Source organism: Agrobacterium sp. SORGH_AS 787, assembly GCF_030819035.1.
Lineage (GTDB): Bacteria > Pseudomonadota > Alphaproteobacteria > Rhizobiales > Rhizobiaceae > Agrobacterium > Agrobacterium larrymoorei_B.
The window spans coordinates 1173911-1194762 of record NZ_JAUTBG010000001.1 but is presented as its reverse complement, the minus strand read 5'-3'; the positions used below and the strand labels follow the sequence as shown (position 1 = coordinate 1194762).

At 58.9% G+C, this 20852-nt stretch carries 17 protein-coding genes and 1 riboswitch; of the genes, 13 read left to right on the top strand and 4 right to left on the bottom strand.

Annotated features, from left to right (window positions below; translation table 11 throughout):
• Positions 1 to 83: 83 nt before the first annotated feature.
• Entirely contained in the window at positions 84 to 1595 is a 1512-nt protein-coding gene (locus QE435_RS05240) for an MFS transporter (RefSeq protein WP_349040506.1), read from the top strand.
• Here QE435_RS05240 and QE435_RS05235 read toward each other — a convergent pair.
• A complete protein-coding gene (locus QE435_RS05235) occupies positions 1585 to 3117 on the bottom strand; it encodes a serine hydrolase domain-containing protein (protein WP_349040505.1) in 1533 nt (510 codons plus the stop codon). The two genes, QE435_RS05240 and QE435_RS05235, sit on opposite strands and share 11 nt — an antisense overlap.
• 110 nt (positions 3118 to 3227) lie before the next feature.
• Here QE435_RS05235 and QE435_RS05230 point away from each other — a divergent pair, with 110 nt between their 5' ends.
• The 5 genes from QE435_RS05230 (at position 3228) to QE435_RS05210 (ending at position 11131) form a co-directional block, all read left to right on the top strand.
• Positions 3228 to 4265 (top strand): dipeptidase, encoded by a 1038-nt coding sequence (locus tag QE435_RS05230; protein ID WP_349040504.1) that lies wholly within the window; start codon positions 3228 to 3230, stop codon positions 4263 to 4265.
• A 147-nt stretch (positions 4266 to 4412) separates the two neighbouring features.
• Positions 4413 to 7013: a bifunctional lysylphosphatidylglycerol flippase/synthetase MprF gene (gene mprF, locus QE435_RS05225; protein ID WP_349040503.1), complete on the top strand. Its 2601-nt coding sequence runs from the start codon at positions 4413 to 4415 to the stop codon at positions 7011 to 7013.
• Entirely contained in the window at positions 7010 to 8374 is a 1365-nt protein-coding gene (locus QE435_RS05220) for an AcvB/VirJ family lysyl-phosphatidylglycerol hydrolase (protein WP_349040502.1), read from the top strand. The genes mprF and QE435_RS05220 overlap by 4 nt, the downstream gene beginning before the upstream one ends.
• A gap of 187 nt (positions 8375 to 8561) precedes the next feature.
• Positions 8562 to 9704: a Xaa-Pro peptidase family protein gene (locus tag QE435_RS05215; RefSeq protein ID WP_349040501.1), complete on the top strand. Its 1143-nt coding sequence runs from the start codon at positions 8562 to 8564 to the stop codon at positions 9702 to 9704.
• An 89-nt stretch (positions 9705 to 9793) separates the two neighbouring features.
• A complete protein-coding gene (locus QE435_RS05210; RefSeq protein ID WP_349040500.1) occupies positions 9794 to 11131 on the top strand; it encodes a telomere resolvase in 1338 nt (445 codons plus the stop codon).
• Between the two features lie 4 nt (positions 11132 to 11135).
• On the opposite strand, the gene QE435_RS05205 is transcribed toward QE435_RS05210, so the two are convergent.
• Positions 11136 to 11798 carry a CHASE3 domain-containing protein gene (locus tag QE435_RS05205; RefSeq protein ID WP_349040499.1) on the bottom strand — a complete coding sequence of 221 codons (663 nt, stop codon included), beginning with the start codon at positions 11796 to 11798 and terminating at the stop codon, positions 11136 to 11138.
• A 208-nt stretch (positions 11799 to 12006) separates the two neighbouring features.
• Positions 12007 to 12109: riboswitch (TPP riboswitch) on the top strand.
• Between the two features lie 71 nt (positions 12110 to 12180).
• On the opposite strand from QE435_RS05205, the gene QE435_RS05200 reads away from it, so the two are divergent.
• The 3 genes from QE435_RS05200 to thiD are packed head-to-tail and all read left to right on the top strand — an operon-like array spanning position 12181 to position 14361.
• Complete coding sequence (locus QE435_RS05200; RefSeq protein ID WP_349040498.1) at positions 12181 to 12918, top strand: hydroxyethylthiazole kinase; 738 nt, start codon at positions 12181 to 12183, stop codon at positions 12916 to 12918.
• The gene (gene thiE / locus QE435_RS05195; protein WP_349040497.1) at positions 12905 to 13564 is read left to right on the top strand and encodes a thiamine phosphate synthase; all 660 of its coding nucleotides are present in this window, start codon (positions 12905 to 12907) and stop codon (positions 13562 to 13564) included. The genes QE435_RS05200 and thiE overlap by 14 nt, the downstream gene beginning before the upstream one ends.
• Complete coding sequence (gene thiD, locus QE435_RS05190) at positions 13561 to 14361, top strand: bifunctional hydroxymethylpyrimidine kinase/phosphomethylpyrimidine kinase (protein ID WP_349040496.1); 801 nt, start codon at positions 13561 to 13563, stop codon at positions 14359 to 14361. The genes thiE and thiD overlap by 4 nt, the downstream gene beginning before the upstream one ends.
• A 13-nt stretch (positions 14362 to 14374) precedes the next feature.
• Here the strand turns inward: thiD and QE435_RS05185 are convergent, their stop codons facing one another.
• Complete coding sequence (locus QE435_RS05185) at positions 14375 to 14851, bottom strand: Lrp/AsnC family transcriptional regulator (RefSeq protein WP_349040495.1); 477 nt, start codon at positions 14849 to 14851, stop codon at positions 14375 to 14377.
• A 127-nt stretch (positions 14852 to 14978) separates the two neighbouring features.
• Here QE435_RS05185 and alr point away from each other — a divergent pair, with 127 nt between their 5' ends.
• Together alr and QE435_RS05175 are read left to right on the top strand one after the other, a co-directional pair.
• Positions 14979 to 16145 carry an alanine racemase gene (gene alr / locus QE435_RS05180; RefSeq protein WP_349040494.1) on the top strand — a complete coding sequence of 389 codons (1167 nt, stop codon included), beginning with the start codon at positions 14979 to 14981 and terminating at the stop codon, positions 16143 to 16145.
• 7 nt (positions 16146 to 16152) lie between these two features.
• On the top strand, positions 16153 to 17409 hold the full coding sequence (locus QE435_RS05175; protein WP_349040493.1) for a D-amino acid dehydrogenase: 1257 nt from the start codon (positions 16153 to 16155) through the stop codon (positions 17407 to 17409).
• Positions 17410 to 17449: 40 nt separating this feature from the next.
• Here the strand turns inward: QE435_RS05175 and QE435_RS05170 are convergent, their stop codons facing one another.
• A complete protein-coding gene (locus tag QE435_RS05170) occupies positions 17450 to 18160 on the bottom strand; it encodes a GntR family transcriptional regulator (RefSeq protein WP_306929235.1) in 711 nt (236 codons plus the stop codon).
• A 261-nt stretch (positions 18161 to 18421) separates the two neighbouring features.
• On the opposite strand from QE435_RS05170, the gene QE435_RS05165 reads away from it, so the two are divergent.
• Together QE435_RS05165 and QE435_RS05160 are read left to right on the top strand one after the other, a co-directional pair.
• Complete coding sequence (locus QE435_RS05165) at positions 18422 to 19504, top strand: ABC transporter ATP-binding protein (RefSeq protein ID WP_349040492.1); 1083 nt, start codon at positions 18422 to 18424, stop codon at positions 19502 to 19504.
• Between the two features lie 33 nt (positions 19505 to 19537).
• Complete coding sequence (locus tag QE435_RS05160; protein WP_306929233.1) at positions 19538 to 20827, top strand: PotD/PotF family extracellular solute-binding protein; 1290 nt, start codon at positions 19538 to 19540, stop codon at positions 20825 to 20827.
• Positions 20828 to 20852 lie beyond the last annotated feature (25 nt).

Below are 20852 nucleotides of genomic sequence, written 5' to 3'. Positions count from 1 at the left end.
ATCAATTTGCAAGGCCCTCGTGCCCAGTCTTCGCATCCTGCTGGATGCGATGTGCCTTGCATTGTGGAAAAGCAAGGCAGGCCATGACAAACTATCCACCATCCAGAAATCGTTTAGCGCTCGTCGCCGTATGTCTTTCGGCATTGATGCTGGGGCTTGAAATAACCAGCATTCCATCGATCTTGCCGACGCTGGAGAAAGTCCTTTCAGCCGACTTCCAGCAACTTCAGTGGATCATGAACGCCTATACGATAGCGATGTGCTCCGTGCTGATGGCGATGGGGACGCTGGGGGACCGGTTTGGACGCAAACGAGTCTTCATGATCGGCATCACAGTCTTCGCCGTCGCCTCGCTGATTTGCGGACTGGCGACCAGCGCGCCCCTGTTGATCGCGGCCCGCTTTCTCCAAGGAACGAGTGCTGCGGCAATGCTTGCATGCCAGGTCGCGGTTCTATCCCATCAGTTCCAGGATGGAGCAGAGCGCGGCAACGCCTTTGGTTGGTGGGGTATCATCTTCGGAATAGGCCTGGGTTTTGGCCCGATCGTCGGGGGAGTGCTTATCACACTCACAAGTTGGCACTGGGTTTTTCTGATCCATGTGATGATTGCAGTCACAACCTTCATCTTCGCACGCAAGGGGGTCGAAGAGTCGGTCGATCCACACGCAACACGCCTCGATGTGGCAGGGATGGCAACACTTTCGCTTGCCGTCTTCGGCACCGTCTATCTTATCACGCAGGGTCAGCAGCTCGGACTGGCAAGTCCTGTGGCGTTGACGTTGCTTGCCTTGTGTGGTGCGAGCCTCGTGCTGTTCATAATCATCGAGACACGGGTCGCCCGACCTATGTTCGATTTCCGGGCGTTCCGCGTCCGTCGCTTCTCCGGTGCAATCATAGGGTCGAGTGGCATGAATTTCAGCTTTTGGCCCTTCGTCATCTATCTGCCGATCTATCTTCAGGCCGTGCTTGGCTATGATGCGATCGCAGCAGGGATGACGGTACTGGCCTACACGCTTCCAACCATTGTCGTTCCGCCGCTTGCCGAAAGGCTGCTGCTCAACCGGGGACCGAGGCTTGTGATCCCACTTGGCCTCCTCACCATCGGTGCGGGCTTCATGCTCTTGATGCTGGTGATCGGCAGTCAACATGCAAGCTGGCTGACTTTGCTGCCGGGTTGCGTCTTGGCTGGCGTCGGACTGGGCCTGACCAATACGCCTGTCACCAACACGGCAACGGCAGCACTGCCGCCGGAACGCAGCGGTATGGCATCGGGCATGGATATGAGCGCCCGCATGATCTCGCTCTCCATCAACATTGCGCTGATGGGGCTTATCTTGTCGAGCAGCGTATCCGGCTACATCCTGCACGCGGTTCCCGATACACTCTCCAACGCCACGCTGCGGATTCTCTCGGATCTGATATCGGCCGGAAACCTCGCCGCCAGCGAAGGCCAAGGCCTGTCGGTCACGTTGGCTCAGGAAGCACTGGCGCACGGAATTTGCAGGGTTACTCTCTACGGCGCGATCTCGGCGTTGATCCTGGCCTTGGCGAGCTTCATAATCTTCGGAAACAGCCGCGCGCGCCTCAAAAGCTAGCAGACCGGTCAGCGTCCCGTCGATACTCGATCATCCTGGCACGGCTGGTCACAAGCTCCACATGGTCATCGCCGAGCATATGGAGGCAGACCCGCTTCGTCCAGGGTCCGTCGTGGAGAGTAAACAGAAAACGCCCGCTGCCCAGACTGGTCAGCGGTCTACCGCGCCGAAGCGGGCCGATGCCCATGACGACCGAACCTGAAACGATGTCGAACTCCGCGCCCTCATCCGAGCGCCAGCGTCCATCGAGTGTTGCCGGAACGTCGACGGTTGGCACGACAGGAAGAAATTGCCGGGTTGCATGACCGACTTCCCCAGCGAGTGCCGAACCATCGAGGCGAAGACGGATCGGTGACGACGCTGAACGGGACGAGACCCATCCATCATCATCTTCATAGAGCGTGTCTTCGGCGTCTAGGAAGCTGCAGGTGCTGCCCTTGATCTCCAGCCACCAGGGGCCGGTCTCGGTGACGTAGAGCCCATCCGGCAAGGATACCGAAGGTTTCGGCAGCGGCAAGCCCGTTAGTGACGCCATGCTTTCGAGCGCGATCTTGAAGCCGTTGGCGTCCTCACGATTGGAGAGGACGACAAAGCCGGTGCCGCTCTCGGGATCGAGCAGGAAATAGCTCTTGTAGCCGGGATGCGACCCGCCGTGGCCGACGAAACGGCTCGCTCCGAGGTGCGTCCAGCGCAGACCGAGGGCGTATTCGCTCATCCTGCCATCCGCAAGCGGTCGCGGAGCCGATAATTGGGCGAGCAGGCCGGAAAAACCATCCTCTCCCTTCAACAGGCACTGCAGCCATGCCACCAGTGCCTCAGCGCTTCCGGCGAGACTACCCGAAGCAGAGAGATGAAGACCGGCTGCGGACAATTGCCAGCCATTATCGGACTTCCAATAGCCGGGCGCGAGACCGGCAACAGGATCGTTCCAGACATCCGGAGCGGCCAGGCCAATTCCCAAGGGCTTGGCGATCCGCTTCTGCACGAAGTCATCGAAGCGCAGGCCCTTTCGCGCCAGTGCGGCCTCGACCAACCGGTAGCCGGTATTGGAATAGGAGATTTCCGTTCCAGCTGGAAAATTCAGCCGCCTCTGGCGCGCAACATACTCCAACAATGGCTCCGCTCTGGTCTCGCTATAGACCGATAGCCCAAGCAGCGAGAGGCATTCACGCACATCCGGCAAGCCACCGCTCATATCCAGCGCCTGACCGACAGTGACGTCGCGGAGTGGGGACTGCAACTCCGGGAGATGATCGGCAAGCGTATCATCGAGGCCGATCGCATCGGCATTGGTAAGGACCATCGCGCAGAACACATGTTTTGTGAGCGATGCATAGCGGGCGACGGTCTGAGACGAGAACGGGACGAGAGTCGAGAGACTTTCAACGCCACCCGCATGGACAAACCGAGTGCCGGAAAGATCGAAGCCGACCACGCAACCACCCGGCTCATCTTCGCCCCAACGCGAAACCAACTCCCCAGCGGCTTTTGAAGCCGCGTTCCAGTCCATCGTCGTCGTCATGAGTCTCGTCCTCATTGTTCCACCAGGCGGCGGAAATCATTCTTGCATTGCATTTGCCCCGCTCTCGGGGATAGAGCAAGAACGCCATGACATCAGTTGGAAGCAATCCTATGACCGATCAAACCGTCCTGCCCGTCTTCGATGGGCATAATGATGTTCTGCTGCGATTGAAACTCGCCGGCTATTCAAACCCGGAAGAGCGTTTCATCGACGGCGACAGCGTCGGCCATATCGATCTTCCCAAGGCTAGGAAAGGCGGATTGGCCGGTGGGCTTTGCGCCGTCTACATCCCCTCGCCTCGCGGAACCGACGCCAATGGCGATTTCCTCGCGCCGACGCAGCAGACAGCGCTTGCCACGACGCTTGCGATGGCCGGTCTGCTGTTTCGCATCGAAGCGCAGTCCAAGGGTGGGCTGAAGGTCTGCCGCAATGTCGCCGATATCCGTGACGCCATGACGCGCGGCGCTTTCGCCTCCGTTTTCCACATCGAAGGTGTCGAAGCCTTCGACGCTGACTTGGAAGCGCTCTACGTCCTGCATCAGGCAGGCCTTCGCACGCTCGGTCCGGTCTGGAGCAGACCCAATATCTTTGCCTATGGCGTTCCCTTCCGCTTTCCCTCTTCGCCGGATATCGGACCGGGGCTGACGGAAGCGGGACGGCGCCTCGTCAAGACCTGCAACGAGCTGAAGGTCATGATCGACCTGTCGCATATGAACGAGCAAGGCTTCTGGGACATTGCCAAGTTGTCCGACGCGCCGCTGGTCGCCTCACACTCCAATGCCCATGCGCTTTGCAACCACAGCCGCAACCTGACCGACCGGCAGCTCGACGCCATTCGCGACACGGGCGGCCTGGTGGGCATTAACTTCGGCGTTCTCTTCCTGCGTCAGGACGGCATCAAGAACCCGGATACGGATATTCGTGAGCTGGTTCGCCACGTCGATTATATCGTCGAGCGTATCGGCATCGACCACGTGGCACTCGGCTCCGACTTCGATGGTACGACAATTCCAGCTGCCATGCGGGATGCGTCCGACTTGCCGCTTCTCATCGAGGAGCTTCGCAAAGCCGGCTACGATCAGGCATCGCTGGAAAAAATCGGCCATGGCAACTGGCTAAGGGTTTTAGAGCGCAGTTGGGGTGCGTGAGCCAGTATTCCCTCATGCATTTTAGACAAACGACATACTGTAGATAATCTCACAAAGGTTATGAATTTTCGTATTTGTGAAACCACAACGAATTACTGTCATAATCCTGTGATTGGCAAACTGCGCCTCGCTTTCGTGGAACATTAAATGACAGAGAAGAACGACGTCACGCCGATTGAAGAGGCCGAAGGCGGCCTGAGCGGTTTTTTCGAACGTTACAAGCCCCATTTGACATCGCTCGCGGTGATCGCCGTCTTCGTCATGATGACGGTCACGATCTATCGCCTCACCTCAGAGGTCCGCTACGATGACATCGTCGTCGCTCTTCTCAACACCAGCTGGAAATCGGCCTTTCTGGCCGTTCTGTTCACGGCGCTCAGTTTCGCCGCGCTGATCTGCTACGACCTGAATGCCATCGAATTCATCGGCAAGCGCCTTAAAAAGCCTTCCGTCATCGCGACGGCCTTCATCGCCTATGCCGTCGGCAATACCGCCGGTTTCGGACCTTTGAGCGGTGGCGCGATCCGTTTCCGCGCCTATACGCGTATGGGACTGACGCCCTCCGACATCGCCCGCGTCATCGCCTTCGTTACGCTATCCTTCGGCCTCGGCCTCTTGTCCGTCAGCGCGCTCGCAACCTTGATCGTTGCGCCACGCGTCGCCAGCATCATGGGCGTGGATGCGATCTGGCTTCGCGGCGCTGCGGTCATCGTCATCCTCATTCTGGCGACACTGATCTATGTCGGCCGCAATGGGCGCGTTGTTCAGATCCGTCAGTTGAAACTGCGCCTTCCCGACAGCCGCACTTCCTCGCGCCAGTTCCTGGTGTCCGCGCTCGATATCGCGGCATCGGCTTCGGTGCTCTATGTGCTTTTGCCGGAAACCAATGTCGGCTGGCCGAGCTTCTTTGCCATCTACGCCACGGCCGTGGGTCTCGGCGTTCTCAGCCACGTACCGGCAGGTCTCGGCGTCTTCGAAGCGGTGATGGTCGCGGGTCTCGGCAATGCCATCAGCCTCGATCAGCTTCTCGGCGGTCTTGTTCTTTACCGCGTCATCTATCACGTCCTGCCGCTTCTCTTCGCCATCATCCTGATGCTGATCACCGAGATGAAGCAGTTCGCCGCAAAGCCGGTGATGGCCGATATCGGTAATCTGGCCGGTCGCCTGGCGCCGTCGCTTCTTTCGGCCTTTGCCCTCATCCTCGGCGCGATGCTGATCTTCTCTTCCGTGACGCCAACGCCGAACAGCAACCTGGATTTCCTCTCGAACTTTGTTCCGCTTCCCATCATCGAAGCTGCGCACTTTCTTTCCAGTATCCTGGGCCTCGGTCTCGTCGTCGCATCGCGCGGCTTGAGCCAGCGGCTGGATGGCGCATGGTGGGTGGCGCTGGTAGCAGCATCCGGGGGCCTGTTCCTCTCGCTGATCAAGGCCATCGCCATTTTCGAGGCGATCTTCCTCGGCATCTTCATCGTGGCGCTGTTCTTTAACATGCGCGCCTTTACCCGCCACGCCTCGCTTCTGCGGCAGGCGCTTGGCCCCACCTGGATCGCCGCCATGGCGGTGATCGTCGCCGGTGCGGCCACTATTCTACTCTTCGTCTATCGCGACACGGATTACAGCCAGACGCTGTGGTGGCAGTTCGAATTTTCCGAGGAAGCGCCACGAGGCCTTCGTGCGGTCCTCGGTCTGGTGCTTGCCTCTTCCACCATCGCCATCTTCAGCCTTTTGCGACCCGTCACCTATCGGCCGGAAGAGATCAAACCTGACGACATCGAGAAGGCCACCGAAATCGTCGCCAAGCAGGACGTGGCCGACGCCAATCTCGTGCGTATGGGCGATAAGCACATCATGTTCTCGGAAAAGGGCAACGCCTTCATCATGTATGGCATTCGTGGCCGCTCTTGGATCGCACTCGCCGATCCTGTCGGGGACGAAAGCGAATTTTCCGATCTGATCTGGCAGTTCGTCGAAACCGTGCGTGCCAATGGTGGACGAGCCGTCTTCTACCAGATCTCATCCGCGTCGCTGCCCTATTGCACAGATGCCGGCTTGCGCGCCTTCAAGCTCGGCGAACTCGCCATGATCGACCTCAAGCGCTTCGAACTGAAGGGCGGCAAGCTCGCCAATCTGCGCCAGTCGCTGAGCCGTGGAGCGCGTGACGGCCTGACCTTTTCGGTTGTCGATACGCCGGATGTGCCGGCCATCTATGACGAGTTGAAGAGCGTCTCCGATTCCTGGCTGGAGCACCACAACACCCGCGAGAAGACCTTCTCGCTCGGCTCCTTCGAGCGAGACTACATCCTCTCTCAACCTGTCGCCGTACTGCATAAGGATGGCAAGATCACCGCCTTCGCCAATCTGCTGATGACCGATACCAAGAACGAAGTCACGGTGGACCTGATGCGCTTTGCGCCGGATGCGCCGCGCGGTTCCATGGACTTTCTTTTCGTCAGCATCATCGAGCACATGCGTGAACAGGGCTATGCCCAGTTCAACCTCGGCATGGCGCCGCTGTCCGGCATGTCGAAGCGCGATGCCGCACCGGTCTGGGACCGTATCGGCGGCACCTTGTTTGAGCATGGCGAGCGCTTTTACAATTTCAAAGGCCTGCGCGCCTTCAAGTCTAAATTTCATCCCAAATGGGAGCCACGGTATGTTGCCGTCTCGAACGGCACGAGCGCCGCTCTGGCATTGATGGACGCAACGGTTCTCATCAGCGGCGGCGTGAGAGGAGTGATCGGTAAATGAGATTTTTGAAACGCCTCACAGGCGCATTGCTTACGGCAGCGGTTTTGCTGCCCTCACACGCGCCAGCGCAGGACGCTCAAAAATACGAGACCGGCATGATCCCGGCCAATCACATTCTCCTGCCCGATGGCGACATCACCTCCACGGTCTTCCTGGTGTCGGATGGCAATGGCTGGGATGAAAGCGAGCAGAAGGAAGCAGACGCTCTGCTCGAAAAGGGTGCCGCCGTCGTCGGCATCGATTTTCCTGCCTATATAAAGTCGCTTGAGACCGACCCGGATGACTGCGTCTACATGATTTCCGACATCGAGCAACTCGCGCAGGAAATCCAGCGCAAGGCCGGCGTCTCGAATTACAGTCTTCCAATCATCGCCGGCACAGGCGATGGCGGCGCGCTTGTCCTGGCGATGATCGCCCAGAGCCCGGCGGCAACCATTGGCGAGGCCGTCGCAGTTGATCCGATGGCGAGCATTCCTTTGAAGAAGGTGCTCTGCACGCCTGCAACGAAAGACAAGGACGGCGATCGCACGATCTACGGCCTGACAGATGGTGCGCTTCCCGCGCCAGTCACCGTTCTCTTCACGCCCAAGGCCGACCCGAAGGGCCGCGCCCATGTCGATGCACTTTTGAAAGATCATTCGGACATCGACGTGAAGGATGTCACCGACGACGCGACGACGGCGCTGACCCAGGTTCTTCAGGACCGGATCGATGCCGCCGCAAATTCCGATAGCCCGCTTGGCCTGCCGCTCACCATTCTCGAAACCAAGCCGACCATGGACACGATGGCAATCATCTATTCGGGTGATGGCGGCTGGCGCGATCTCGACAAGGATGTCGGCGGCTTCCTGCAACAGGACGGCATACCAACCGTCGGCGTCGATTCCCTGCGCTATTTCTGGTCTGAGAAGAAGCCGCAGGATGTGGCCAACGATCTCGCGCGCATCATCGATACCTACCGTAAGGAATGGAAGGTCAACAATGTCCTGCTGGTCGGCTATTCCTTCGGCGCAGACGTTCTGCCAGCAGCTTACAATGCCCTGCCTGAGAAGGATAAGTCTCGTGTGGTGCAGATGAGCCTGCTATCGCTATCGCATGAAATCTCCTATGAGATTTCGGTTGGCGGCTGGCTGGGTGTTTCCTCGGATGGCGCGGAAGATCCCGTCAACGATCTTGCCAAGATCAACCCCAAAATCGTCCAGTGCGTCTATGGTACGGATGACGATGAAAGCGCCTGCCCTGCGCTGAAAGACAAGGGGATGGAGCTCGTTGGGATCGAAGGCGGCCACCATTTCGATGAAGACTATGAGGCGCTGACGCGCAAGATCATTGCTTCGCTGAAGCAGCGACTGCAAAAATAACGCCGCTCCAGTCGCTGTCGACATCTTGAATACAGCCGGCAGGCTTTGTACTGATTCTGACAGCGTGTCGTGCAAACGGGTCGAACGACCTGTGTCAGCGACGTTGCTAAAGAACAATGGCCCGAAACGTGGCGCATATCGGAGATATTGCGACACGCCGTGGGTACGGCAACCAAAGTGTGTGTACATGCAATTTCCCAACAAGCCCGCTGCCATTTCCGATACCGAACGACAGGAGCGGCTTCAGCGCTTACGGGTGAAAATGCGCGAGCATGGCTTCAGCGCCGTCCTTCTCGGCTCGACTGAAAGCCTGCGCTATTTTACCGGGCTGGTATGGCACCAGAGCGAGCGCCTGCTTGGTGCCGTTATCACCCCTGATGCTCTCCATTACATCGTGCCGGGCTTCGAAAAGAGCCGCGTCGACACACTGCCGCATCTGGAGGGCGAGGTTCACATCTGGCAGGAAGAAGAAAGCCCTGCGGCACGTGTCGCAAGCCTTGCCGGTCCATCCGGCCTGATCGCGCTGGATGATGCACTCCCGCTCTTCATCTATCACAGCCTTGCCACCAAGGTCGGGCCTGATCGTCTCGTCGACGGAGGCCCAGTGATCCGCGGCCTCCGGCTTCTCAAGTCCAGCGCCGAAATTGCCATTATTCACTACGCGATGAACCTGACGCTGGAAGTGCACAAGCGCGCTCATGCCATGATGAAGCCAGGCGTAGTCGCATCCGATGTCGTCCGCTTCATCGACGAGCAGCACCGTGCGCTTGGCGGCGAGGGCGGCTCTTCCTTCTGCATCGTCTCCTTTGGTGAGGCGACATCGCTGCCTCATGGCGCCGACGGAGAACAAACCTTACAGCCGGGCGACGTCATTCTGGTCGATACGGGAACGCGGATCGACGGTTATCATTCCGACCTGACCCGCACCTACGTGATGGACGAGCCAAGCGCTGATTTCGCCCGCGCCTGGGCCATTGAACGGGAAGCACAACAGGCAGTTTTCGATGCCGCGCAGCTTGGCGCACCTTGTGAAGATCTCGATACGGCAGCCCGCGCCGTGATGGCACGGCATGGACTTGGGCCGGATTACGCCCTTCCCGGACTACCACATAGGGCGGGCCATGGTCTTGGACTGGAGATCCACGAAGGCCCGTATATCGTGCGCGGGAACACGCAGCCGCTTGCCGCCGGCATGTGTTTCTCCAACGAACCCATGCTGGTCTATCCGCACAAGTTCGGCATCCGTCTTGAGGATCATATCTATATGGCTGCGGACGGCCCGCACTGGTTCACCCAGCCAGCCCACTCGCCCGTCCAGCCATTCGGTTAAATTCGGACGTCCAGGCTCTCCTCCACCTATGTTAGCCCTTGCGCAAGATTCATATATTTTCTATCCCAAGAGAGCTTGAGGAGAAATCGATGTCCGTTGCCGAAAAAAGAAAAACAAAAACGCCTATCCTGGCCGACCGCATCGCTGAGTTCGTCGAAAAGATCAAAACAACGCGCAAGGACGATGGCACCTTCGATACGAAAGCGATCGGACGTCTTTGGGACGACGAGGTCCGTTTTCACTTCGAGAACGGCAGAACCGCGAAAACCCTTGAGCTCTACATCGTCAAGTACCGCTATGCGCTGAAAGACGCGTTCGGGCCAAAAACCACACCGCTTGCCATCTGCAACATGAAGAAGCTGCGCGAGCGTCTCGACACCTACATTGCGCGTGGCGATTACCCGCAAAGCGGGGTCGCGATGTCGATTGTAGAGAAGATCGAAAGGGCGGAGCACAACACGGCCGGACGAAAGCCGCGCTTCCTGCTGCGCGTTTCGGACTTCATTTCCGCCATCAATGGGGTCAGCACCAAGGAAGAGATGCAGGCGCTGTGGGACCGGGAAATGGACGCCATGACCGGCAGAACGCAGGCAACGATCATTTCCTATATTACCAAATATCGCAACGCCATCCGCGAAGCATTTGGCGAGCAGCACCCCATGCTGCGCATCGCCGCCGGCACGCCGCAGCTTTACGACGAGGCCCGCAAGGCCAAGATGGCGAAGATTGCGCTCAAGCACGGCTCACTCATCACCTTCGAACATTATTCCGAGGTGATGCGGCGATGCCGGCGCTTCCTTCACTCCGAGGACCCTTTGACGATCGGCATCGGCCTGATCGGAACCACCGGGCGACGCCCCTTCGAAGTCTTCACCCAGGCCGAGTTCACGCCAGCGCCTTACGGCAATGGCGTCTCCAAATGGAGCGTGATGTTCAACGGCCAGGCGAAGACGAAACAGGGCGAAGGGACCAAATACGGCATCACCTATGAAATTCCGGTGCTGGAGCAGGCAAAAATCGTGCTTGATGCCTATCGGCGTTTGAGAGACAGCAGCGACGGCAAACTATGGTTCGGGATGAATGTGGACGACTTCTCATCGGATGCAAGACTGCCGCTGCGCGATGCGATGATGGCGAAATTCGAGGACATCTGGCCGAAGGAAGAGCCGCCAAAGCCCTATGGCCTGCGCCACCTCTACGCCGAGATCGCCTATCGCAACTTCGCGCCTGCCAACGTGACGAAGAACAGCTATTTCGCCGCCATCCTCGGCCATAACAACAACGATCTTGAAACATCGCTGTCCTACATGACCTATGCTTTTCCAGAGGACGAGCAGGAATCGCGGGCCCGCGCAGAGCGCGTGGCAGACCGCACCATCCGCCAGATGATCACCGTCAATCAGATTCCAGGGATTGCGGGCGAATAGACCATCAGGTTCTTCTATAGCGTCGCGCCAGATACATCTCCACAACAGCGCGTGTTAGAAAAGATGCCAGGCCAACAATGATCGCAACCACCCGAATGCGAAACTCGTCGGCCTCGACTTCCGCGTGGCGTGTGTCCAGCAGGGTGTGTTCTGTAACCGTGATCTCGCCGATGATCTCTCGGATCCGATCCATCGTGCCGACAGCCATATAGCCGATCTCATTCTGTCGGGCGGCATCCGCACCGACATCGTCGTAGAGCGATATCGATTGCTTCAGCTCTTCGAGCTTCTTCTCGATCAGTTGGTCCAGCGTTTTGACCCGCACGACCTGGCCGGAATTGTCCGAAATCCGGGTCATCAACTCGTTCTGAAGCAAATGAAGGCGCTCCATCGCCTTTTCATAAGGGGCGAGATAGCGCTTGTCGCCACTGACGAGGTAGCCTCTCTGCCCGGTCTCGGCATCGTCAAGCGCGATCAAAACATCCTTGGTCGTGTCGATTGCCTCATAGGTATGCACCACCATGTCGTAGTGGTCGCTCAACAGATCGTGGGTCCAGCTTGTGGCAAGAATGCCGGCCGCGACGACGACGCCAACGGGGATCGACCGCAACAAAGTCGGGAAAGTCAGATATTTCTGACGCAACGACGTCCAAGACCAGTTAGACATGTTCACGGCCGCCCAAGCAATCACAATTCAAGGTCTCACATCCCGCTGATGCCACGCTGTCGACGAATGGCAGAGTATTATGCCAGTTGGTTCAACGCGACAACAATTGCGAAGTTCAAGACGGCGTCTTATGAATTTGACGCAAGCCCGTTAGGACGAGCGGAATTTCAAGAACCTTGACACGGCAGAGCTTTTCTCTTTTAGCTTCATGCATTCCGAGGGGAGCATCGAACGATGCTGAGATGGCGGTGAGCCGGACCCTTGAACCTGATCCGGTTAATACCGGCGTAGGAACGGAACGGTTGCCGTCAGGCAGAGCTTTCTCTTCCATGCGCCATGCTTACCCGGATTCGCAAATGGCGTGTCTGGAGATCAATGGCCCATGGTAAGCTTTCCCACCGCAAATAAAGCAGCAGAACTTTTGGGCCTCGTGCGCGAGCGGCGACCGCGTGTCCACTGCCTGATGAATACGGTGGTGCAGAAATTCACTGCCGACGGCATTACCGCAATCGGCGGCATCCCTTCCATGACATCGTCCGAAGAGGAAATCGAAAGCTTCGTGACAAAGACCGATGCGGTGACCATCAATCTTGGAACGCTGGACGAAGCGCGCCGCAAGGTCATCCGCATTGCCGTCACGATCGCCAATCACCAGGGCAAGCCCTGGATCGTCGATCCGGTGCATTGCGACTACTCCCCTTCGCGGCTGGATTTCGCCCATGAATTGAGCCGCCTGCGCCCCTCGATCGTGCGCGGGAACGCAGCAGAAATGGCGGTGATCGGGGACGTCGGTGGCGCATTGCGCATTCAGACGGGAGCCGTCGATCGCTTGAGGGATGCCGATCGCAAGGTTCGGATCGTCAACGGTGACGCCCTGATGGCGAAAGTGACAGGAACCGGCTGCCTTTCCGGCGGCGTCATCGCGGCCTTCATGGCTGTCGAGCCGGATGTGATGCTGGCAGCAGCATCGGCGCTGGCCGTCACCGGCGTTTCGGCAGAGATCGCCGCCAGACATGCCAGCGGACCGGGATCCTTCGAGGTCGCCTTTCTGGACGCGCTCTTCAATCTGAAGAGTGGAGACATTCTCTCCCATGCGAGGATCGAACATGACGAAGATTGATTACCGGCTGAATGCCATTGTCGACGCCTCTCTGACAGATGTCGCGACACTTCCCGAGCTTGCAGCTCTGGCCGCAAAGAATGGTGCGACGATCATCCAGTATCGCGACAAGACCGCCTCCACGCGCAAGATGATCGACCAGGCAAAAGCCATGGTCGCTGCGCTAAAAGACACGGGCGTGCCGCTGGTGATCAACGACCGGCTGGATGTCGCCATGGCGACCGGCGCAGATGGCGTACATCTCGGGGCAGACGATATGGATGCCGACACGGCAAGACGGCTTCTCGGCCCGGATGCGATCATCGGGTTGACGGTGAAATCAATGGATGACGCACGGCGCGTGGCGCAAGCACCCGCCGATTATGCCTGCATTGGCGGCGTGTTCGAGACCACGTCCAAGGTCAATCCGGATACGCCTGTCGGGCTTGCGGGGCTGAAGCAACTCAGGGCATATCTGCGTAACGAGCGCCCGGACCTGCCCGTTGGCGCTATTGCCGGTATCACGCTGGAGCGCGTTCCAGACGTGATCACGGTCGGTGCCGATGGGGTAGCGGTGATTTCCGCTTTGTTTCGTGCGGGCGATATCGCAGCGACGGCTAAGGCGTTTCGCAGTGCTGTGGATGACGCGATGGGAGTACGCCCATGACCGCGATTGCTTTGACCATTGCTGGCTCCGATAGCGGCGGCGGGGCCGGTATCCAGGCCGATCTCAAGACATTCTCCGCGCTTGGCGTCTATGGTGCGAGCGTCATTACCGCCATCACCGCACAGAACACAAAGGGCGTGACCGCAGTTGAAGATATCTCGGCGGCAATCATTGCTGCGCAGATGGATGCGGTGTTTTCCGACCTCGATATCAAGGCGATCAAGATCGGCATGGTCTCGCGCACCGACACGATACGAACGATCGCCGAGAGACTGCGCGGCCGGCCCCAACCGGTCGTCCTTGACCCGGTGATGGTGGCGACCTCAGGCGACAGGCTGCTTCAAGAAGAGGCAATCGAAACTCTTCGAAGCGAATTGCTGCCGCAGGCAATGCTCGCCACGCCGAACCTACCCGAGGCGGCGTTGCTGACGGGAACCGGCATCGCCACGGAGCGTGCCGCGATGCTGAAACAGGCGGAGATGATTTTGGCGCTCGGTGCGAGGGCTGTGCTGATCAAGGGCGGCCACGGCACCGGATCAGAGAGCGTCGATCTTCTTGTGGACGGTCAGACGATTCAAGAATTTTCCATGCCGCGCATCGAGACGAAGAACGACCATGGCACCGGCTGTACGCTTGCGGCGGCAATCGCCGCCCATCTGGCGCTTGGCCTGCCGCTGACGGATGCCGTCGGTCTTTCCAAAGATTATCTCCAGGGTGCACTGGCCGCGGGCCGCGACCTGAAGGTCGGGCACGGGCACGGGCCGGTGCACCATTTTTACCGCTGGTGGGCGCCCTGACGGACCTGCCCGATCAAGATTTGCGCTCCGTCGCCCGAGGCTTGGGGGCGGCGAGCGCGTTGCGGATGGCGAAGCTCGAATGGATGCGCGACACGCCCGGCAGCTTGGAGAGAATGTCTTTGTGCACCCGCTCGAAGTCGCCCGCCGTTTCCACCTCGACGCGGAGAAAATAATCCGAGCCTCCGGTCATGAGATAGCATTCTCGTACCTCCGGATAACGCCGCACGGCATTTTCGAAGCGATTGAGAAAATCCTCCGTCTGCCGGTCGAGCGTGATCTGGACGATGACGGAGATCATCTCGCCGCCTGCGGCGCTTCCGGTGATCGCCGTGTAGCCGCGAATAACGCCTTCCCGCTCCAGAATATCCACGCGGCGCAGACAGGCGGAAGGCGAAAGCCCGACTTCAGCAGCAAGCTTGGCATTGCTGATGCGGGCATTCAGCCGCAGCAGCCGGATGATATGGCGATCGGTCGCGTCGAGCGAAGACATGAGTTCATTCCGAATGATCGCATAAAATTGCGATAGTGAAGATATTATCGAATAATATTCGACTGAGACTGCTTAAATTCAAGGATCATTGCAATACCTTGTTGTGATAAAAACAAAGGGAACGACAATGGACATGACCATCCAGCAGCAGAAAGCTCAAGGTGGCGCAAGCGGCTATTTGAGCATCGATCTTGCAGCCCTTCGCGACAACTATCTCAAGCTCGCCGCCAAGGCGCCGCAGGCGGTGACGAGCGCCGTGGTGAAGGCAGATGCCTATGGTCTCGGTGCCGATATTGTCGCTCCCGTGCTTTACGATGCGGGATGCCGGCACTTCTTCGTCGCTCATATCGATGAGGCGTTGTCTCTTCGCCTGCACATCGCTCCCAATGCGAAAATCTTCGTTCTCAATGGTCTCCAGCCCGGCAACGAAACCTCCTGCTCTGCGCTGAATATCGTTCCGGTTCTCAACTCGCTGGAGCAGATTGCCCAATGGTCGGCGCAAGCATCCGTTCTCGGCAAGACTCTGCCTGCCGCACTGCAAATCGACACCGGCATGTCGCGGCTCGGCTTGGCGCCCTACGAGGTGGAAGCGCTGCTGGCGGCACCGGCCATGCTCAAAGGCATCGATCTTGCCTGCATCATGAGCCATCTCGCCTGTGCCGACGAGCCTGATCACCAGGCCAATGCGCTACAGCTTGCCGTCATGCGCAAGACCACCGAGCAATTTCCGGGCGTGCCGGTCTGCTTTGCCAATTCCGGCGGCATCTTTCTTGGCACGGATTATCACAATGCCCTGATGCGACCGGGCATCGCGCTTTATGGCGGAGCGCCCGCCTCGACCGTTCCCAATCCGATGAAGCCGGTCGTCGGCTTAAGCGTTGCCGTGGTTCAGACCCGTACAGTGCCTGCTGAAAGCTTCGTCGGCTATGGCGCCTCGCTGCGCACCACCGCAGAAACCCGTCTGGCAACGATTGCCGCGGGATACGCGGATGGCCTGCCGCGCTCTCTGAGCAGCCGAGGTGCCGCTTATTTCAACGGCGTTCGGCTTCCCATTGCCGGGCGCGTGTCGATGGACAGCATCACGCTCGATATTTCCGCCCTGCCCGAAGACACGCTGACCCATGGCAGCCTCGTCGAAATCATCGGCCCGCACCAGACCCTCGAGGCGATTGCCGAGGATGCGGGCACGATCGCCTATGAAATCCTGACGCGGCTCGGCCAGCGCTATCGTCGCGCCTACCTCTATCCGGAAAAGCAGGCCGCCGCCTCTTCCACCATCGCTCGAAACCTGTGAGGCCAGCATGAACATCACCATTCTTGGAGCCGGCGTCATTGGCGTCACCTCAGCCTGGTATCTGGCCAAGGCCGGACATTCCGTCACCGTCATCGACCGCCAGCCCGCAGCGGCGCTGGAAACAAGTTTTGCCAATGCCGGCGAAGTCTCGCCCGGCTATTCTTCTCCCTGGGCCGCACCCGGCATTCCGATGAAGGCGCTGAAGTGGCTCTTCATGGAGCACGCGCCTCTGATCATTCGCCCCACCGCTGATCCTGCCGCCTGGCGCTGGATGATCCAGATGCTGAGCAACTGCACGGCCGCGCGCTACAACGTCAATAAGAGCCGCATGGTGCGCGTGGCCGAATATAGCCGCGACTGCCTGATGGCGCTTCGTGACGAGACCGGCATTCAGTATGATCAGCGCATGCAGGGTACGCTGGAAGTCTTCCGCACTCAGAAGCAGTTCGACGGCATCGGCAAGGACGTGGAGGTTCTCAAAGCCGGCGGCGTGCCTTACGAAATCCTCGATCGTGACGCCTGCGTTGTAGCAGAGCCGGGTCTTTCCTCCTCTCGCGAGAAAATCGTCGGTGGCCTTCGCCTACCGGGCGATGAGACGGGCGATTGCTTCATGTTCACCTCGGAGCTTGCGAAACTGGCCGAGCAGGCAGGGGTTAAATTCATCTACGACACCGGTATCATGCGCCCTATCGTTGAAGGCAGCCGCGTCAAGGCCGTCGAGACGAGCAAGGGCCTGGTCGAAGCGGATGTCTTTATCGGCGCACTCGGCAGTTACACGCCGCATTTCCTCAAGCATCTCGGTCTCGACCTGCCCGTCTATCCGGTAAAGGGCTATTCGATCACTGTGCCGATCGTCGATGCCGCCAAGGCGCCGATCTCCACGGTCATGGATGAGGCGCACAAGGTGGCGATTACTCGCCTTGGCGACCGCATCCGCGTGGGCGGCATGGCGGAAATTGCCGGCTTCAACAAGTATCTACCCGCCAAGCGTCAGGCGACCTTGAGGCATTCGGTGGAAGACCTGTTCGGTGGTGCGGGTGATCAATCCCAGGCGAAATTCTGGTGCGGACTGCGCCCGATGACGCCAGATGGCACGCCGGTGATTGGCGCGACGCGCTATGCGAACCTTTACCTGAACACCGGACACGGAACGCTTGGCTGGACCATGGCCTGCGGCTCGGCGCGTGTCCTGGCGGATCTGGTTTCTGGCAACAAGCCGGAGATCGAAACCGCCGACCTCGCAATCAGCCGCTACGCGGCATAATGTAACAATAGCCGTGCGGCGCTTGCGCGCACGGCTATTGTTACAGCGCCAGCGCTTCCTTCAGCGCCAGACCTTCCTTCACGCGAAGGTCGAGATCAGCCTCGATGTGATCGATGTGATGCATCATCAGGTGATTGGCCTTTTCGACATCGCGGGCCTCCAGCGCATCGAGAATGGCGGAATGATCGCCGTGGCCGCAGCTTGAAATGCCGGATCGGCCATAAAGCGCGATAACGAGGGAAGAGCGGGCGACGAGCTCGCCCATGAATTTTTCCAGAATAGCGTTGCCCGCAAGCGATGCCAGCAGCAGATGAAAATCGCCGGAGGCCTTGATCTCCGCTCTGCGAGCAGAAGGCCCACGCTCATGCTGGTGTCGCGTCTCCTCTTTGAGATGCGCGCGCAAGCTGGCAATGCCTTCCGGCGTGATCCGTTCAACCGCGGCGGCAACGATGCCCTGTTCTATCAGGCGACGAGAGGCAAAGACCTGGCGTGCTTCATCTGGCGATGGATTGGAGACAAAGGCCCCCCTGTTTCGTTCCGCCTTGACCAGCCCTTCGAAGGCCAGCATCTGCAAGGCGGCCCGCACAACGGTGCGGCTGACATCGAAAAGGGCGCCAACCTCCGCTTCGGAAAGTTTTGTGCCGGGCGTCAGGCGTCTATCGGCAATCGCATCCCGCAAGGTATCGCGGATCGCCTGCGCGCGATCCTCTGGCGCGTTGTCCATATCGGGTTCGAGTTGCGACAGTGCCATTGCTTTTTCCAGATTTTCTTTCTTACTATCGCGAAAGCTGCGGACTGCAAACATCTAACCGCGCTTCGTCTTCGATAAAATTGCATACAATGTCGCGCCCTATTGAAAACAATAGCTGCTTTTTTGTGCATGCAAAGCGACGGCGCTGAACAAAGCTGCGCCACCCAAAATAAAAACGTTTTCCTTTCAATCGCTTAAGCGAAGCTCCCCGAAACTGGCACGGCATATGCAAGTTCGTCTGCAACAAGCAGGGGAAAATGCATGAGCAAAGCTGCCGAGATAGACATCGCCTCCGTTACCAAAGTCTATGGAAGCACCACCGCCGTTCACGCCATCAGTCTGAAAATCCCGGCTGGCAGCTACTGCTGCCTGCTGGGTCCTTCCGGCTGCGGCAAGACCTCGACGCTGCGCATGATTGCGGGACACGAAACCATCTCCAGTGGCGACGTGCGGTTGGGCAACACGGTCGTCACCGACCTGCCGCCGGCCCGTCGCGGGACGGCGATGATGTTTCAGTCCTACGCGCTCTTCCCCCATCTCGATCTGATCGACAACGTCGCCTTCAGCCTGAAGATGAAAGGTGTGGAGAAGGAAGCGCGCCGTGCCAAAGCGTTGGAGATGCTGAAGCTGATGCAGCTTGAGCCCTATGCGACCCGCCGTCCTGCCCAGCTTTCGGGCGGCCAGCAGCAGCGCGTTGCCCTTGCCCGTGCGCTCATCACCGACCCAGAAGCGCTGCTTTTGGACGAGCCGCTCTCGGCGCTCGACCCATTCCTCAAGATCCGCATGCGCGCCGAACTGAAGAAGCTCCAGACGTCGCTCGGCATCACCTTCGTCCACGTGACCCACAGCCAGGAAGAGGCTATGGCGCTGGCCGATATCATTGTTGTCATGAATGACGGTCGCATCGAGCAGGCAGCGGCTCCGCGTGAGGTGTTCGAGCGCCCTGCGACAGCCTTCGTCGCCCGCTTCATGGGCGATCACAATGTTATTTCCGGACGGCTGAAATCCGTCGATGGCGATGTCGTGACGCTGGAAGTGGCAGGTGGCGGCACCTTCAAGGCCAGTGGCAAGGTCCCGCCCGACGAGAACGTCGATATTGCCGTGCGCACGGACCGCGTGCGGATCGGCGAAGGGGAAGAAGGCCTTGGTTTTACTGGCATCGTTTCCAACGTCGAATATCGCGGCGCCAGCGTGAAGCTCGTTGTCACGGGTGCCGGCATCGACGAATTCAACGTGATTTTGACCGATGCGGTCTTCTTCGAAAATCCGATCAAGGTTGGCGATGCCATACCTCTTTCCTGGAATGCGGCCGATGCCATCGTGCTCGGACGGGTAGAGCAATGACCTCAACAAAAATAGCCAGAGGAGAACTTTAAAATGACCGACACGACCAAGACGAAAAAGGGTCTGACCCGACGCGGTCTCCTGAAGGCGGGCGCTGCCGCCACGGGTGCTGCCGTCGGCTCCGGCCTGATCACCGGCTTCCCCACCATTTGGGCGCAAAACCCGATCACGCTTCGCCAGTTCGGCACGGGCGTTTCCAACATCAATGCGATTGCCGAAAAGTGCAAGGCAGACCTCGGCATCACGCTTGAAATGACGGCAACGGATTCCGACGCGGCTGCACAGCGCGCCGTAACCCAGCCGAACTCCTACGACATCGCGGACATCGAATACTGGATCCTGAAAAAGGTGTATCCGGCCGGCGTGATCCAGCCGATGGAAATCAAGAAGCTGAAATATTATGACAAGATCGTGCCGCTGTTCAAAACCGGCAAGCTGAAGCCGGACAGCGTGATCGCGCAGGGTACGGCGCCTCATACGGTCGGCTATGTGGAAAAGCCTGGCGACAAGACGTTCGCCAAGGGTGAAACGGACTATTTCACCATGGTTCCGACCATCTACAATGCCGACACGCTCGGCATCCGTCCTGATCTTGTCGGTCGTGAGATCACCACCTGGGCCGATATCATGGACCCGAAGTTCAAGGGCAAAACCTCCATCCTGAACATTCCGTCCATCGGCATCATGGATGCGGCAATGATCATGGAAGCCATGGGCAACATCAAGTACGCCGACAAGGGCAACATGACCAAGGCGGAAATCGACAAGACCATCGACTTCCTCATCAAGGCCAAGAAGGACGGCCAGTTCCGCGCCTTCTGGAAGAGCTTCGACGAGAGCGTCAACCTCATGGCGTCGGGCGAAGTCGTCATCCAGTCCATGTGGTCACCGGCGGTTGCCGCCGTTCGCTCCAAGGGTATTGCCTGCAAATACCAGCCGCTGAAGGAAGGCTATCGTTCATGGGGTGGCGGTCTTGGCCTTGCCAAGCACCTGAGCGGCGCCAAGCTCGACGCGGCCTATGAATACATCAACTGGTACACATCCGGCTGGGTCGGCGCGTACCTCAACCGTCAGGGCTACTACTCCGCCGCTATGGAAACGGCGAAGAACTACATGACCGCCGACGAGTGGGGTTACTGGGTGGAAGGCAAGCCTGCCCAGGGCGACATCATCGCTCCAGACGGCAAGGTCATGGAAAAGGCCGGCGCTGTGCGCGATGGCGGCTCCTTCGAAGAGCGCATGGGCAAGGTCGCCTGCTGGAACTCCGTTATGGACGAAGACCGCTACATGGTCCGCCGCTGGAACGAGTTCATCGCCGCTTGATGATGAGAGGAGACCGGCGGTTACT

Bases quoted from the DNA above. Each gene is read 5' to 3' on its own strand.
- QE435_RS05240 (WP_349040506.1), top strand. From the start codon at position 84: ATGACAAACTATCCACCATCCAGAAATCGTTTAGCGCTCGTCGCCGTA.
- QE435_RS05235 (WP_349040505.1), bottom strand. From the start codon at position 3,117: ATGACGACGACGATGGACTGGAACGCGGCTTCAAAAGCCGCTGGGGAG.
- QE435_RS05230 (WP_349040504.1), top strand. From the start codon at position 3,228: ATGACCGATCAAACCGTCCTGCCCGTCTTCGATGGGCATAATGATGTT.
- mprF (WP_349040503.1), top strand. From the start codon at position 4,413: ATGACAGAGAAGAACGACGTCACGCCGATTGAAGAGGCCGAAGGCGGC.
- QE435_RS05220 (WP_349040502.1), top strand. From the start codon at position 7,010: ATGAGATTTTTGAAACGCCTCACAGGCGCATTGCTTACGGCAGCGGTT.
- QE435_RS05215 (WP_349040501.1), top strand. From the start codon at position 8,562: ATGCAATTTCCCAACAAGCCCGCTGCCATTTCCGATACCGAACGACAG.
- QE435_RS05210 (WP_349040500.1), top strand. From the start codon at position 9,794: ATGTCCGTTGCCGAAAAAAGAAAAACAAAAACGCCTATCCTGGCCGAC.
- QE435_RS05205 (WP_349040499.1), bottom strand. From the start codon at position 11,798: ATGTCTAACTGGTCTTGGACGTCGTTGCGTCAGAAATATCTGACTTTC.
- QE435_RS05200 (WP_349040498.1), top strand. From the start codon at position 12,181: ATGGTAAGCTTTCCCACCGCAAATAAAGCAGCAGAACTTTTGGGCCTC.
- thiE (WP_349040497.1), top strand. From the start codon at position 12,905: ATGACGAAGATTGATTACCGGCTGAATGCCATTGTCGACGCCTCTCTG.
- thiD (WP_349040496.1), top strand. From the start codon at position 13,561: ATGACCGCGATTGCTTTGACCATTGCTGGCTCCGATAGCGGCGGCGGG.
- QE435_RS05185 (WP_349040495.1), bottom strand. From the start codon at position 14,851: ATGTCTTCGCTCGACGCGACCGATCGCCATATCATCCGGCTGCTGCGG.
- alr (WP_349040494.1), top strand. From the start codon at position 14,979: ATGGACATGACCATCCAGCAGCAGAAAGCTCAAGGTGGCGCAAGCGGC.
- QE435_RS05175 (WP_349040493.1), top strand. From the start codon at position 16,153: ATGAACATCACCATTCTTGGAGCCGGCGTCATTGGCGTCACCTCAGCC.
- QE435_RS05170 (WP_306929235.1), bottom strand. From the start codon at position 18,160: ATGGCACTGTCGCAACTCGAACCCGATATGGACAACGCGCCAGAGGAT.
- QE435_RS05165 (WP_349040492.1), top strand. From the start codon at position 18,422: ATGAGCAAAGCTGCCGAGATAGACATCGCCTCCGTTACCAAAGTCTAT.
- QE435_RS05160 (WP_306929233.1), top strand. From the start codon at position 19,538: ATGACCGACACGACCAAGACGAAAAAGGGTCTGACCCGACGCGGTCTC.